Genomic DNA, 14,297 nt, shown 5'->3' with positions numbered 1-14,297 from the left:
GACTCACACCTCCTCGGTGAGCAGGGGGTAGACGCCGTTCTCGTCGTGGTCCTCCCGTCCGGTCACGGGCGGGTTGAAGACACAGATGCAGTGGAAGTCCTCCCTGACCTTGAGCGTGTGCCGCTCGTGGCCGTCCAGGAGGTACACGGTCCCGGGCGTGATGCGGTAGGTCTTCCCGGTCTCGCGGTCGGTCAGCTCGGCGTCGCCCCTGGTGCAGACGACGGCCTCGATGTGGTTCGCGTACCACATCGACGTCTCCGTACCCGCGTACAGGATCGTCTCGTGGAGGGAGAAGCCGACCTTCTCCTTGGCGAGGACGATGCGCTTGCTCTCCCAGGTGCCGGACGCCGATTTCACGTGCCGGTCGGTGCCTTCGATCTCCTTGAACGAACGGACGATCACGGTGCTGCGATGCCTCCTCGGCTCGGGTGCGTGTTCTCAGGCGGTTTCGCGGACGGCGCGGGCGAGGGTGGTGAGCCCCTCGTCCAGTTCGTCCGGGGTGATGGTCAGGGCCGGGAGCAGCTTGACGACCTCGCTCTCGGGACCGGACGTCTCGACCAGCAGCCCCAGGTCGAAGGCGCGCCGGGCGATGCGCCCCGCGCGCTCCCTGTCGTGGAACTCCATGCCCCACACCAGGCCGCGGCCGCGGTACTCCTTGACGTCGGCGAGGTTCTCCTCGGTGATGGCGATCAGCGCCTGCTCGACCTGCTCGCCGCGCGACCGGGTCTGCTTCTCCATCGCGGACCCGTCGGCCCAGTACGCCTCCAGGGCCGCGGTGGCCGTGACGAAGGCGGGGTTGTTGCCGCGGAAGGTGCCGTTGTGCTCGCCCGGCTCCCAGACGTCCAGCCCGGGCTTGAACAGGGTGAGTGCCATCGGCAGGCCGTAGCCGCTGATCGACTTGGACACGGTGACGATGTCGGGCGTGATGCCGGCCTCCTCGAAGGAGAAGAAGGCACCGGTGCGGCCGCAGCCCATCTGGATGTCGTCGACGATGAGCAGCATGTCCTGGCGTTCGCACAGCCCGGCCAGGGCGCGCAGCCACTCGGGCCGGGCGACGTTGATGCCGCCCTCTCCCTGCACGGTCTCGACGATCACGGCGGCGGGCCTGTTCAGGCCGGACCCCTGGTCCTCGAGGAGCCGCTCGAACCACAGGAAGTCGGGGACCCGGCCGTCGAAGTAGTTGTCGAACGGCATCGGCGTGCCGTGCACCAGCGGGACGCCCGCCCCGGCCCGCTTGAAGGCGTTTCCGGTCACGGCGAGCGAGCCCAGCGACATGCCGTGGAAGGCGTTGGTGAACGACACGATCGCCTCGCGCCCCTTCACCTTGCGGGCCAGCTTCAGCGCGGACTCCACGGCGTTGGTCCCCGTCGGCCCCGGGAACATGACCTTGTACGGCAGGTCACGCGGGCGCAGGATCCAGTTCTGGAAGGACTCCAGGAACGCGCGCTTGGCCGTGGTCGACATGTCGAGGCCGTGGGTGACGCCGTCCCGCTCCAGGTAGTCGATCAGCGCCCGTTTCAGCACGGGGTTGTTGTGCCCGTAGTTGAGCGAGCCGGCTCCGGCGAAGAAGTCGAGGTACTCGTGGCCGTCCTCGTCGTACATGCGGCTGCCGTGCGCACGGTCGAAGACGGTGGGCCAGCCGCGGCAGTAGCTGCGCACCTCGGACTCGAGGGTCTCGAAGACGCTGAGATCGGGCTGGGTGATGGTCACGGCGAATGGCTCCTCGGTGGCGTGGGAGGTCGGAGGGAGTCGGAGGATCAGGGGTCCGGCCGGGTGGTCAGCGCGCGAGCGGCCCGATGCGGTACAGCACCTCGGGGTCGTGCGGCCCGTCCGGGAACCGGCCGGCGTCGAACAGCACCTCGCGCTCCAGCCGGGCGCCGTGGCGCTCGGCGAACGCGGTGAACAGGCGCTCGGACGCGGTGTTGCCGGGAGTGATGGTGGTTTCCACGGTGGTCACCCCGTGCTCGGCGGCGGTCCGGGCGGCCAGTTCGTCGAGCAGGGCGGCGGCGAGGCCGCGGCCGCGGTGCGCCGCGTCGACCGCGACCTGCCAGACGAGGAGGGTGTGCGGGCTGTCCGGCCGCAGGTATCCGCTGACGAAGCCGATCGGCTCACCGCGCCCGTCGCGGGCTACGGCCGATGTGGCGGCGAAGTCACGGCACCACAGCAGATAGCTGTACGACGAGTTCAGGTCGAGGACCTTCGAGTCCCTGGCTATCCGCCACAGCACGGCTCCGTCCGCCACGGTGGGGCGGTCGATTCGCAGGTCTGTTTGTGCGGCAGTCATGCAAATTGAACTTACCCAGGTGAATTCGAAATTGCATCGCCCGGCGCGGTTACGTGAAGGCTTGATCTGTGTTATCGCGCGGGTGGGCGGAGACGCGCGAGAGTTCCGCGTTATGCCCGGATTTGCACGGCATATATGGCGCGAAACGGGCGCGATGTGGAACCGATCACAAGCATGCGGCTCTCGTGAGAGTGTCCGGAACGCTCCGGTTCCGCTTATCGGAATCGTAGCGTTTAGGGCCCGGGGGAGCGGGCATGAGAAGACGGGGAGCTACTCCGGAAGGTAATGGGGAATTCGGCAGGAGAATGTCTCGTGGAAATAAGTGCGCGGAATTCCGGTATTCCCGTGGGATTCACGTACCGGCCACTCCGCCGGCGGCCGGCCGGCCCGTCCCGCGGTCAGCGCCAGGCGTCTTCCGCGGCCCGCAGCGCCCCTGCCGTGTCCACGTCCAGCCCCGCCGCGCCGAGCACCCCGCCCAACGCCGTCAGGCTCGCGCGCACCGCGCCGGGGTCCGCGTCGCGGCCGTAGTGGTTGACGCGGATCATCTCCTTGGCGAGGACGCCGCCGCCCGCCGCCAGCGGCAGAGCCGGGTCGGCGGCCAGGGCGCGGGCCACCAGGTCCGAGGCCACCGTGCCGGACGGGGCCCGCAGGGTCGTGGCGACCGGGGCCGCCTCCGCCGCGTCGTGGACATAGGGCTCCAGGCCGCCGCCCAGCGCCAGCGCGCCCGCCCGGGTGGCCGCCGCGGCCGACGCGTGCCGGGCCATCACCGTCTCCGGGCCCGCCGCCTCGATCCGCTCCACGCACGCCTCGAGCGCCAGCATCTCCAGTTGCGCCGGTGCGTGCAGCAGCGTCGTGCGCCCGCCGTCGATCCAGCGCTCCTTCCAGTCCAGCAGGGACAGGTAGGAGCGGCGCGGTGCCCGCGGGTTCGCCGCCATCCGCGCCCACGCCCGCCCGCTGACCGACACCGCCGACACCCCGGCAGGACCGCCCATCGCCTTCTGCGCCCCGATCACGCACAGGTCCACGCCCCACGCGTCCGGCAGCACCGGCTCCGCGCCGATCGAGGCCACCGCGTCCAGGTAGAACAGCGCCCCGTGCGCCCGTACCACCTCGCCGATCCCCGCGACCGGGTTGGTGTTCCCGGTGGCCGCCTCCGCGTGCACCAGCGACACGAAGTCGATCTCCGGGTGCTCGGCGAGCGCGGCGCGGATCTGCCCGGCCGTCACGGCCGTGTGGAAGGGCACCGTCAGATCGATCACGGTGGCGCCGCAGTCCCGCAGCCAGTCGCCGAAGGTCTGCCCGTAGGGGCCCGTGACGACGTTCAGCGCGGTCGTGCCGGGACCGGCCGTCGCGCGGATCGCGCCCTCCAGCGGCAGCAGCGCCTCACCCTGCATGATCACGACGTCCTGCCCGGTGCCCAGCAGTCGTGCCACCCGGTCCTCGATCGAGGCGAAGCGCGCGGCGCTCAGCGGGGGCAGGTCGAGGAGGAGGTGGGTCACGGCGGTGCTCTCTTCGCTTCACGTCGGGCGCGGGTACGACGCAGTCGAGGGTAGACCGTCGCCATGAGCGCCGCCCGGCCGCCGGCCGGGTTCCCGGGCCGGACGGCCCCGACGCCATCGGTTTGGTTTGAGGAGGTCAAACCCCTCCTTATAATCGGAACTCACAGTTCCCCGACAGGAGGCCCCCTTGAAGACGCTCCCCGGCCGCCGGACCCGCATGCTGGCCGCCACCACCGCGACGGCCGGACTGGTCCTTCTGACCGCCTGCACCTCCAGCGACGACGGAGGCAGCGGGTCCAAGACCGCCGCCGGCGGTGTCGAGCTCGTCAAGGCGGGGCAGCTCACCACCTGCACCCACCTGCCCTATCCGCCCTTCCAGTCGGAGATCGACGGCAAGGTGCAGGGCTTCGACGTCGCGCTGATCGACCTGGTCGCCGACGACCTGGGCGTGGAGCAGCAGATCCTCGACACCCCCTTCGAGAACTTCAAGACCGGCGCCTTCCTCAACTCCGGCGAGTGCGACCTGGCCGCGGCCGGTATGACCATCACCGACGAGCGGAAGAAGAACGTCGACTTCTCCGCCGCGTACTTCGACGCCACCCAGGCCGTCCTCGTCGACAGGAAGAGCCGGGTCGCCTCCCTCGCCGACGTGAAGTCCAAGAACGTGAAGCTCGGTGCCCAGGCGCAGACCACCGGCGAGGACTACGTCAAGAAGGAGGGCTTCGACCCGGTCTCCTTCGAGTCCTCCGACGCCGTCCTCAACGGCCTGCGCACCGGCCAGGTCAAGGCCGTCGTCATCGACTACCCCGTGGTCCAGGGCTGGCTGAAGGACAAGGCCAACGCCGACGCCTTCGAGGTCGTCGACAACCTCGACACCGGCGAGCAGTACGGCTTCACGGTGAAGAAGGGCAACACCGCCCTGCGCGAGGCCATCGACAAGGCGCTCGCGGACGCCAGGGCCGACGGCACGTACAAGAAGCTGTACGAGCAGTGGATCGGCCCCTACGACGAGTCCGCCGCCTGATCCATGTCCGACACCGAGACACGGCTCCAGCCGAAGAAGAAGGGTCTGACCCGGCGTCAGAAGCGCAGCCTGTCGCGCGGCGTGCAGTACGCCGTCTTCGCCGCGGCCGTGATCGCCTTCGCGGTCGCGGCCGACTGGGACCGGCTGCAGAACCAGTTCGCGCAAGCGGACATCGCGCGGCAGATGTTCCCGGACGTCATCGCGCTGGCGCTGAAGAACACCGTCCTGTACACGGTGACCGGCTTCGCCGTGGGGCTCGCCCTCGGCATGGTGATCGCGCTGATGCGGCTGTCGTCGGTCGGTCCGTACCGCTGGCTGGCCGGCGTCTACATCGAGATCTTCCGCGGCCTGCCCGCCCTGCTGATCTTCATCTTCATCGGGGTGGCCGTACCGCTCGCCTTCCCCGGCACCGAGATCATCGGCGGCACCTACGGCAAGGTCGCCCTGGCGCTGGGTCTGGTCGCCGCCGCCTACATGGCGGAGACCATCCGCGCCGGCATCCAGGCCGTGCCCAAGGGGCAGATGGAGGCGGCCCGTTCGCTGGGCTTCTCGCCCGCCCGGGCCATGGTCTCCGTCATCATCCCGCAGGCCTTCCGCATCATCCTGCCGCCACTGACCAACGAACTCGTCCTGCTCTTCAAGGACTCCTCGCTGGTGCTGTTCCTCGGCGTGACCCTGGAGGAGCGCGAACTGTCCAAGTACGGCCGGGACCTGGCCAGCACGACCGCCAACTCCACGCCCATCCTGGTGGCCGGCCTGTGCTACCTGCTGATCACCATCCCGCTCGGCCTCGTCGTGCGCCGTATGGAGGCCAAGGCCCAGGAGGCCGTGAAATGAGCCGGCCCGAGATCCGCGTCAGCGGTCTGCACAAGTCCTTCGGCGACAACGAGGTGCTGCGCGGCATCGACCTGGAGATCGGCCAGGGCGAGGTCGTCTGCGTCATCGGCCCGTCCGGGTCGGGCAAGTCGACCCTGCTGCGGTGCGTGAACCTCCTCGAGGAGCCCACCGGGGGCCGGGTCTTCGTCGGCGGCACGGAACTCACCGACCCGGACGTCGACATCGACGCCGTACGCCGCCGTATCGGCATGGTCTTCCAGCAGTTCAACCTGTTCCCGCACCTCACCGTGACCGAGAACCTCACCCTGCCGCAGCGCCGGGTGCTCAAGCGGGACAAGGCGCGGGCGGCGAAGGTGGCCGCCGAGAACCTGGCCCGCGTGGGCCTGGCCGAGAAGGCGGACGCCTACCCGGCCTCCCTCTCCGGCGGCCAGCAGCAGCGCGTCGCCATCGCCCGCTCGCTGGCCATGGGCCCCGAGGTGATGCTGTTCGACGAGCCGACCTCGGCCCTCGACCCCGAACTGGTCGGCGACGTGCTCGCCGTCATGCGGATGCTCGCCGACGAGGGCATGACGATGATGGTCGTCACCCACGAGATGACCTTCGCCCGCGAGGTCGCCGACCGGGTCGTCTTCATGGACGGCGGGGTGATCGTCGAGGACGGCGCCCCCGAGCAGGTCATCGGCCACCCCCGGCACGAGCGCACCCGCCACTTCCTCTCCCGCCTCCTCGACCCGGCGATGGCCGAGGTGGAGGAGGAGACCTCGGACCAGGTGGGCACGTCCGAGTAGCGCCCGACGCGGCACTAGGGTGCGGTGCATGAGCGAACGCGCGGTGCTGCACGTGAAGGGGCGGATCCTCGTCGGCCCGGACGAGGTCCGCGACGAACTGTGGGTGGTGGACGGCCGGATCTCCTACGACCGTCCCGCCGCCGCCCGCGACATCCGCACCGTCGACGGCTGGGTGCTGCCCGGGCTGGTCGACGCCCACTGCCACGTGGGCCTCGACCGGCACGGCGCGGTCCCCGAGGACGTCGCCGAGAAGCAGGCCCTCACCGACCGGGACGCCGGCGCGCTGCTGCTGCGCGACGCGGGCTCGCCCTCCGACACCCGCTGGACCGACGACCGCGACGACCTCCCGAAGATCATCCGTGCGGGGCGGCACATCGCCCGCACCCGCCGCTACATCCGCGGCTACGCCTGGGAGGTCGAGCCCGACGACCTCGTCGCCCACGTCGCCCGGGAGGCCCGGCGCGGCGACGGCTGGGTGAAGCTGGTCGGCGACTGGATCGACCGCGACCTGGGGGACCTGTCGGCCTGCTGGCCGCGCGGCGCCGTCGAGGCGGCGATCGCCGAGGCGCACCGGCTGGGCGCCCGGGTCACCGCGCACTGCTTCGCCGAGGACTCCCTGCGGGACCTGGTCGAGGCGGGCATCGACTGCGTCGAGCACGCCACCGGCCTGACCGACGAGACGATCCCGCTGTTCGCCGAGCGGGGCGTCGCCATCGTCCCCACCCTCGTCAACATCGCCACCTTCCCCGCACTCGCCGACGGCGGCGAGTCCAAGTTCCCGCGCTGGTCGGCCCATATGCGCCGGCTCCACGAACGCCGCTACGACACCGTGCGCTCCGCCCACGACGCCGGCATCCCCGTCTTCGTCGGCACGGACGCCGGCGGCAGCCTCCCGCACGGCCTGGCGGCGGACGAGGTCGCGGAACTGACCAAGGCCGGCATCCCGCCCGTCGAGGCCCTGGCGGCCAGCACCTGGGCCGCCCGGGCATGGCTCGGCCGCCCCGGCCTCGACGAGGGGGCCCCGGCGGACCTCGTGGTCTACGCGTCCGACCCGAGGGCCGACGTACGCGTCCTGACGGATCCGCGCCGGGTGGTGCTGAACGGCCGCGTGGTCGGATAGGGGGCGGCCCGTCACCCGCGCCGGGCCCGGCGGCCCCACGGCGGCCGGTGATCCCGGCCCGGCGCCGGGACGCCCGCCCCCGGGGGCCCGGCCCGGAGTCCCCGGCCCGCCCCGCGCGGACGGACCCGGGCACCGTGGCGAGGCGGGCCGCCGCCCCCGCGGGTCCGCCGCCGGGCCCGGCTCGGGGCACGGGGCGCCGCTCAGAAGGGGGCCAGGGACCGTTCCAGGGCGGTCAGGAAGGTGTCCGTGGTCTCCCGGTCCCGGACCGCCAGCCGCAGCCAGCGGTCGTCCAGACCCGGGAACGTGTCCCCGCGGCGTACCGCGTAGCCGAGGGCGCGCAGCCGGGCCCGTACGGCCGTCGCGCGTGGCAGCCGGAGCAGCACGAAGGGGCCCTCGGCGGGTTCCACGGCGCTCAGGCCGTGGGCGGCGAACCGGGCGAGGCCCGCCAGCAGGTGGGCCCGGTCCGCCGCGACGCGGTGGGCCGCGTGGGCCGCCTCCGCGAGCGCCCCGGTGCCGACGCACGCCTCCGCCGCGGCCAGCGCCGGAGTGGACACCGGCCACAGCGGCTGGGCGCGCTCCAGGTCCGCGACGGTCTCCGGGGCCGCCAGGACGTAGCCGATCCGCAGACCGGCCAGGCCCCACGTCTTGGTGAGGCTGCGCAGCACGACCAGACCCGGCACGTCCGTCCGCCCGGCCAGCGTCTCGCGCTCGCCCGGCACCGCGTCCATGAACGCCTCGTCCACCACCAGCGTCCGCCCGGGCCGGGCGAGCCCGGCGACGTCCGCGGCCGGGTGCAGCACCGACGTCGGGTTCGTCGGGTTGCCGATCACCACCAGGTCCGCTTCCTCGGGCACCGCCGCCGGGTCCAGCCGGAAGCCGTCCGCCTCCCGCAGCAGCACCCGGTCCACCGAGTGCCCGGCGTCCCGCAGCGCCGCCTCCGGCTCCGTGAACTGCGGATGCACCACCACCGGCCGGCTCACCTTCAGCGCCCGCGCCAGCAGCACGAACGCCTCCGCCGCGCCGGCCGTCAGCAGCACCCGCTCCACCGGCAGCCCGTGCCGCGCCGCCACCGCCGCCCGCGCGGCCCGCCCGTCCGGGTAGGCGGCGAGCCGGGACAGCGACGCGGCGATGTGCTCGCGCAGCCACGGCGGCGGGGTGTCCGCGCGGACGTTCACCGCGAGGTCGACCAGCGCGGAGCCCCCGTCGCGGACCTCGGCGTCCCCGTGGTGGCGCAGATCGTGCCCGCCGTCCCCGGACTCAGTGTGCATGGGAGTGCGAGTGACCGTGCCCGTGATGGTGCCCGTGATGGTGGTGGCCGTCGTCGTCGGGGTGGAAGTGCGGCTGCTGCGGCGCCCCCACCTTGTCCTCGAACCCCGGCAGCGCGATCCGGTACACGCACGAGTCGCAGTTCATCCGCAGATCGCCCTTGACGGCCTCCCCGTACCGCTCCATCACCAGGTCCAGCAGCTCCGGCTCGGGACCGATCACGTCCGCCGACCGCACCTCGGTCTCCGGGTGCGCCGCCGCCCACTCCCGCGTCTGCAGCCGCACCCGGTCCGGCAGGATCCCGGTGAACAGGAAGTACGGCAGGACCACGACCCGCCGGGCGCCCAGCCGCGCACACCGGTCGAGACCGCTCGGCACGTCCGGCGCCGCCAGCGACACGAACGCCGTCTCCACACCCGCGTAACCGCGCCCCTCCCACAGCAGCCGCGCCGCCTTGAACACCTCGGCGTTGGCGTCCGGGTCCGTCGAGCCGCGGCCCACCAGCAGCACGGTCACCTCGGACGGGTCCCAGGAGGTGTCCACCGCCTCGGCCAGCCGCCGCTCCAGCACCCGCAGCAGGCCGGGGTGCGGGCCCAGCGGACGGCCGTAGGTGTACGAGATGCCGGGGTGGCGCTCCTTCTCGCGGGCCAGCGCCGCCGGGATGTCGCCCTTGGCGTGCCCGGCGGACACCAGCATCAGCGGCACGGCCGCGAACCGGCGCACCCCGCGCTCCACCAGCTCGGCGACGGCATCGCCCAGCGGCGGCGGGGACAGCTCGATGAAGCCGCCGGCGACGGGCAGTCCGGGGTGGCGGCGGCCCAGTTCCCGCACGAAGTCGCGGAACGCCTCCGCGCCGGCGTCGTCCCGGGTGCCGTGGCCGGCGATGAGCAGGGCGGGCGGGGTGGTCACAGGTTCTCCTCGGAAGAAATCGGGTGGTAGAGCAGGGCGTTGAGCGCGGCGGCGGCCACCGCCGACCCGCCCTTCTCGGACACGTTGCTCACGGCGGGCAGTCCGCTCTCCCGCAGGGCGGCCTTGGACTCGGCCGCCCCGACGAAGCCGACGGGCAGACCGACGACGAGCGCGGGGGAGGCGTCCAGGGTCAGCAGCTCCTCCAGGGCGGTCGGCGCGCAGCCGATCACCCACAGGGCGCCGGGGCCCACCTCCTCGTACGCCAGCCGCACCGCGTGCGCCGAACGCGTCAGACCGGGACCGGCCTTCGCCTCCCTCAGCCGGCACACGGTCGCGCGGCGCGTGATCCCCGCCGCGACCATCTCCACGTCCACGACGACCGGGGCGCCCGCGTGCAGCGCGGCGTGCGCCTTCGTCAACTCATCCTCGTCCATTACGAGTTCGTCGGCGTAGCCGAGGTCGGCGCTGGAGTGGACGACGCGTTCGACGACCGCCCGGGTCAGCGGCGGGAAGTGCGAGGTGTCCAGGCGGGCGCGCAGCCGCCGGAAGGACTCCTGCTCGATGGGGTGCACCACGCGGTTCACTGCGGCTCCTCCTGCCAGCGGTAGCCACGCGGGGTGACCATGCGCCCCGCGATCTCACGGGTCGCCGTGTTGCCCACGGTCACGACCGTCATCATGTCGACCGTCGCCGGATCCAGCGCGGCCAGCGTGGTCAGCCGGCTCGACTCGTCGGCGCGGGACGCGTTGCGCACGACCCCGACCGGCGTCGCCGGCCGCCGGTGCTCCGCGAGGATCGCGAGCGCCTTCGGCAACTGCCAGTCACGGCCCCGGCTGCGCGGGTTGTAGAACGTCACCACGATGTCCGCCTCGGCCGCCGCCCGTACCCGCCGCTCGATGACCTCCCACGGCGTGTGCAGGTCGGACAGGCTGATCGACACATGGTCGTGGCCCAGCGGCGCGCCCAGGATCGCCCCGGCCGCCAGCGCCGCCGTCACGCCCGGCACCCCCACCACGTCGATGTCGTCGGAGGCCTCCGCGAGCGCCGGTGAGGCCATGGCGTACACGCCGGCGTCCCCGCTGCCGATCAGCGCCACCGCCTGCCCCCGGCGGGCCTCGGCGACGGCCGTGCGGGCCCGCTCCTCCTCCGCGCCGAGCCCCGACTCCAGCACGCGCGTGCCGGGCCGCAGCAGGTCGCGGATCTGGTCGACGTACTGGTCGAGTCCCACCAGCACGGAGGCGCGGCGCAGTTCGTCCCTGGCGCGCGGGGTGAGCAGGTCCCGGGCACCGGGCCCCAGCCCGACCACCGCGAGCCGCCCCCGCCCCGGCCGCCGTACGACGGCGCAGGTCGCCATCGCGGGCCGCGCCGCCGACTTGCTCTTGGGCACCAGGAGTTCACCCCCGCGCACCAGCGCGGCGGCCTCGGCGACCGACGGGGTGCCGACGGCGGCCAGCGGCGCGTCGGACGGGTTGGGCACCTCGACCCGCGCCAACTCCTCGGCGGCGTACGTCACCAGGGGCACACCGAGCCGCCGGGCCGCCTCCACGACGCCCCGCTCCCCGGCCTTGGCGTCCACGGTGGCCAGCTCCGCGAGCGAGGCCGCCGACAGCCCGGCCTCCCGCAGGGCGCCCTCGACCAGGGCGAGCACCTCCTCGACGGGGGCGCCCTTCGACGCGCCGACCCCGACGACGAGCGTCGGCGGACGCAGGACCACCTCCCCCTCGGCCGGTCCGGTCAGCCGGTCCGTGACGCGGATCGTGTACCGCCCCTCGTCCGTCACCGTCACCGGCAGCGGCGGCAGCGGCCAGGCCACGTCGGCGCGCAGTGCCACCGCCTCGCCGTCCAGCAGCGCCCGCGAGACGGCGGCGACCTCGCCCTCCACCGGCAGGCCCAGCGTGTCCAGACCGGGCAGCCCCACGGCATCGGTCGCCGTGGTCACCACCGGCTCGGCGCCCAGCACCTCGGCCACCGCACGCGCGAGGTCGTTCGCCCCGCCGCCGTGACCGCCCAGCAGCGACACCGCGAACCGTCCGGCCTCGTCCACGCAGACCACGCCCGGGTCGCTCGTCTTGCCGGCCAGCAGCGGTGCCACCAGCCGCACCACGGCCCCCGTGGCGAGGAAGCACACCAGCCGCTCGCACTCGGCGAACGCGGCCCGCACCGCGTCCGGCACGGGACCCTCGTACACGCGCGTACGGTCCGGCCACGCGGCGGCCAGCCGGTCCCGCGCGGCCGCTCCCGCCGCGGTGGCGGAGATGAGGCCGATCACTGGCAGACTCCTTCACTGTGTGCCGGGGGCCTCTCGCCCCACAGCAGGAAAACGGGATTGGCCGCCGCCAGCCGGGTCACGTCCCCGGGCAGCGGCGCCAGGCGCGACGACTGCAACAGCACCCCGTCACAGGTGAACCCGGCCCCGGTCAGCGCCTCGCGCACGGCCGGCACCCGGTCGACGGCGGCCACGGCGACCACCACGGTCCGCAGGGCCCGCCGCGCGCACGCCGCGACGACGGCGGGCAGTTCCCGGCCGCCCCCGCCGACGAACACGGCGTCGGGCGCGTCCAGTCCGGACAGCGCCTCCGGCGCCGTCCCGTGCACCACGTGTACGTCGACGCCGTGCGCGGCGGCGTTGACCCGGACGCGCTCCACCCCGTCCGGCGTCTTCTCCACGGCCGTGACGGCGGCACCGAGCCGCGCGCACTCCACGGCCACCGAACCCGAACCCGCGCCGATGTCCCAGACCAGCTCGCCCGGCCGCGGCCCGAGGCGGGCCAGCGCCAGCGCCCGCACCTCGAACTTGGTGATCATCGAGTCGCGGTGGGCGAACCCGGTCTCCTCCAGCGCCCACCCGGGGGGCCCGGACGGCGGGCCCGCGACCGTGCGCACCGACCCCAGCGCCCGCTCCTCGTCCAGGCAGAGCACCACGCTCACCGCCGGCCCCCAGTCACGCGCGGCGGCCTCGGCGGGCGTCACCCGCTCCACCCGCTCCTCGGCCGAACCGAGCGCGGAGGCGACGACCAGCACACGCCGGTGCGCCCGCAGCGCCGCCCCGAGCTCCGCGGGACCCGCCCCCGGCCCCGTCAGCACGGCGACCTTCGGGTGCGCCCGACACAGGTTCACCGCGGTCCGCGGATCCCGCCCGTGGGCGCTCACCACCACGGCGTCGTCCCACGGCAGCCCGATCCGCGCGAACGCGGCCGCCACGGACGGGACACCGGGCCGCACTTCCAGCCGCTCGGGCCCGAACCGCTCGGCCAGCGCCCGCACGATCCCGAAGAACCCCGGGTCACCGGAGGCCAGCACCACCACCCGCCGCTGCCCGGCGACGTACTTCTCCACGGTGTCGAGGGCGGGCGCCAGCGGACCGAGCACGACACGCTCGGCCCCCTCCGGCACGCGCACGGCGTCCAGGTGCCGCCGCCCGCCGACCACCAGCTCGGCCCCGGCCGCGACCGGATCGTCGACCGGCGCCCCCGCCCCCATACCGACGACCGTGATCACGTGTTCGTGCCCCGCGCGCGCAACGCCCTGCGGGCCTCCGGGTCCGCCTTGCGGAAGCCGTGGAAGTGCCCGGGGTGGTACAGGTGCGAGCGGGTGCCGTGCGCGTCGAGGGCCGGACCGACCAGGAACAGCGTGTGCTTCCAGAGCTTGTGCTCCTTGACCGTCTCCTCCAGCGTGCCGATCGTGCACTTCACGACCAGCTCCTCCGGCCAGGTCGCCTGGTACGCGACGACGACCGGCGTGGTCGTCGGATAGCCGCCCTCCAGCAGCTCCCGCACCAGCTGCCCGCTGCGCGCGGCCGACAGGAAGACCGCCATGGTGGTGCCGTGCCGCGCGAACTCGCGGACCTCCTCGCCGGGCGGCATCGGCGTCTTGCCGCCGCCGAGCCGGGTCAGCACCACGGACTGCGCCACCTCGGGAATGGTCAGCTCCCGCTGCGCGAGCGCCGCGACGGCGGAGAACGACGACACACCGGGCACGATCTCGGTGGCGATGCCGAGTTCCGCGCACCGGTCGACCTGCTCCTGCGTGCCGCCCCACAGCGCCGGGTCGCCGGAGTGGATCCGCGCGACCCTCAACCCCTCCTCGCGGGCCCGCCGGTAGACGGCCACGACGTCCTCCAGCGACATCGTCGCCGAGTCGAGGATCTCCGCGCCCTCACGCGCGTGCTCGAGGACCTCCGCCTGCACCAGGCTGGCGGCCCAGATCACGACATCGGCCTCGGCGATGGCACGCGCGGCACGGAACGTCAGCAGATCGGCGGCGCCGGGGCCTGCCCCGACGAAGGTCACCTTGCCGGTGGGGGCATCGGCCATGGGAAACGGTCCTCTCCTGCGAGTCAGGGGTCAGCGGAACGGGGTGAACGGGGTGAGCGGGGTGAGCGGGGTGAGGGGGGCGGTCGGGGTGAACGGTGAGACCAGCGGGAACGACGAGAGCAACGGGGAGAAGGGGAGCAACGGGGAGGGCGAAGGGGACCGGGCGTTCGGGAAGCGGTCGGCGGTCCGCCGTCCCGTCCGCGCCGGCGGCCGTGGGCCCTGCCCGGTGGCGGGCGCCGCGCACCGGCCGTGCGCGG

Annotated in this window: 14 protein-coding genes; 4 read left to right on the top strand and 10 right to left on the bottom strand. The window is 73.5% G+C overall.

The features are described 5' to 3' along the window. Positions 1-3 precede the first annotated feature (3 nt). From ACF07S_RS29780 to ACF07S_RS29765, 4 genes are all read right to left on the bottom strand, one after another. Entirely contained in the window at positions 4-402 is a 399-nt protein-coding gene (locus tag ACF07S_RS29780) for an ectoine synthase (protein ID WP_391966530.1), read from the bottom strand. 36 nt (positions 403-438) lie between these two features. After that, positions 439-1,710 carry a diaminobutyrate--2-oxoglutarate transaminase gene (gene ectB, locus ACF07S_RS29775; protein ID WP_391975605.1) on the bottom strand — a complete coding sequence of 424 codons (1,272 nt, stop codon included), beginning with the start codon at positions 1,708-1,710 and terminating at the stop codon, positions 439-441. A gap of 67 nt (positions 1,711-1,777) precedes the next feature. Beyond that, positions 1,778-2,284 carry a diaminobutyrate acetyltransferase gene (ectA, locus tag ACF07S_RS29770; RefSeq protein WP_391966528.1) on the bottom strand — a complete coding sequence of 169 codons (507 nt, stop codon included), beginning with the start codon at positions 2,282-2,284 and terminating at the stop codon, positions 1,778-1,780. A 398-nt stretch (positions 2,285-2,682) separates the two neighbouring features. Continuing rightward, positions 2,683-3,783, bottom strand: coding sequence for a pyridoxal-phosphate-dependent aminotransferase family protein (locus tag ACF07S_RS29765; protein WP_391966527.1), 1,101 nt, complete (start codon positions 3,781-3,783; stop codon positions 2,683-2,685). A gap of 187 nt (positions 3,784-3,970) precedes the next feature. On the opposite strand from ACF07S_RS29765, the gene ACF07S_RS29760 reads away from it, so the two are divergent. From ACF07S_RS29760 to ACF07S_RS29745, 4 genes are read left to right on the top strand one after another with little or no spacing between them, the layout of a single operon-like run. Then, positions 3,971-4,807, top strand: coding sequence for an ABC transporter substrate-binding protein (locus tag ACF07S_RS29760; protein ID WP_391966526.1), 837 nt, complete (start codon positions 3,971-3,973; stop codon positions 4,805-4,807). A gap of 3 nt (positions 4,808-4,810) precedes the next feature. Further along, the gene (locus tag ACF07S_RS29755) at positions 4,811-5,644 is read left to right on the top strand and encodes an amino acid ABC transporter permease (RefSeq protein WP_391966525.1); all 834 of its coding nucleotides are present in this window, start codon (positions 4,811-4,813) and stop codon (positions 5,642-5,644) included. Then, on the top strand, positions 5,641-6,432 hold the full coding sequence (locus ACF07S_RS29750) for an amino acid ABC transporter ATP-binding protein (protein WP_391966524.1): 792 nt from the start codon (positions 5,641-5,643) through the stop codon (positions 6,430-6,432). The genes ACF07S_RS29755 and ACF07S_RS29750 overlap by 4 nt, the downstream gene beginning before the upstream one ends. A 28-nt stretch (positions 6,433-6,460) precedes the next feature. Further along, positions 6,461-7,552: an amidohydrolase family protein gene (locus ACF07S_RS29745; protein WP_391975604.1), complete on the top strand. Its 1,092-nt coding sequence runs from the start codon at positions 6,461-6,463 to the stop codon at positions 7,550-7,552. Between the two features lie 200 nt (positions 7,553-7,752). Here ACF07S_RS29745 and cobC read toward each other — a convergent pair whose 3' ends face one another. From cobC to cobM, 6 genes are read right to left on the bottom strand one after another with little or no spacing between them, the layout of a single operon-like run. After that, entirely contained in the window at positions 7,753-8,820 is a 1,068-nt protein-coding gene (cobC, locus tag ACF07S_RS29740) for an Rv2231c family pyridoxal phosphate-dependent protein CobC (RefSeq protein ID WP_391966522.1), read from the bottom strand. Further along, entirely contained in the window at positions 8,810-9,727 is a 918-nt protein-coding gene (locus ACF07S_RS29735) for a sirohydrochlorin chelatase (RefSeq protein ID WP_391966521.1), read from the bottom strand. The genes cobC and ACF07S_RS29735 overlap by 11 nt, the downstream gene beginning before the upstream one ends. Continuing rightward, positions 9,724-10,311: a precorrin-8X methylmutase gene (locus tag ACF07S_RS29730; RefSeq protein ID WP_391966520.1), complete on the bottom strand. Its 588-nt coding sequence runs from the start codon at positions 10,309-10,311 to the stop codon at positions 9,724-9,726. Before ACF07S_RS29730 ends, ACF07S_RS29735 begins: the two co-directional genes overlap by 4 nt. Further along, complete coding sequence (gene cobJ, locus ACF07S_RS29725) at positions 10,308-11,996, bottom strand: precorrin-3B C(17)-methyltransferase (protein WP_391975603.1); 1,689 nt, start codon at positions 11,994-11,996, stop codon at positions 10,308-10,310. The genes ACF07S_RS29730 and cobJ overlap by 4 nt, the downstream gene beginning before the upstream one ends. After that, the gene (cbiE, locus tag ACF07S_RS29720; RefSeq protein ID WP_391966518.1) at positions 11,993-13,225 is read right to left on the bottom strand and encodes a precorrin-6y C5,15-methyltransferase (decarboxylating) subunit CbiE; all 1,233 of its coding nucleotides are present in this window, start codon (positions 13,223-13,225) and stop codon (positions 11,993-11,995) included. Before cbiE ends, cobJ begins: the two co-directional genes overlap by 4 nt. Beyond that, positions 13,222-14,040 carry a precorrin-4 C(11)-methyltransferase gene (cobM, locus tag ACF07S_RS29715; protein WP_391966517.1) on the bottom strand — a complete coding sequence of 273 codons (819 nt, stop codon included), beginning with the start codon at positions 14,038-14,040 and terminating at the stop codon, positions 13,222-13,224. The genes cbiE and cobM overlap by 4 nt, the downstream gene beginning before the upstream one ends. Positions 14,041-14,297: the final 257 nt, after the last annotated feature.

It is taken from the genome of Streptomyces sp. NPDC016640, assembly GCF_043076215.1.
Taxonomy (GTDB): Bacteria; Actinomycetota; Actinomycetes; order Streptomycetales; family Streptomycetaceae; genus Streptomyces.
Note: the sequence above shows the minus strand (reverse complement) of the source record. Positions and strands in the feature narration are given on the sequence as shown.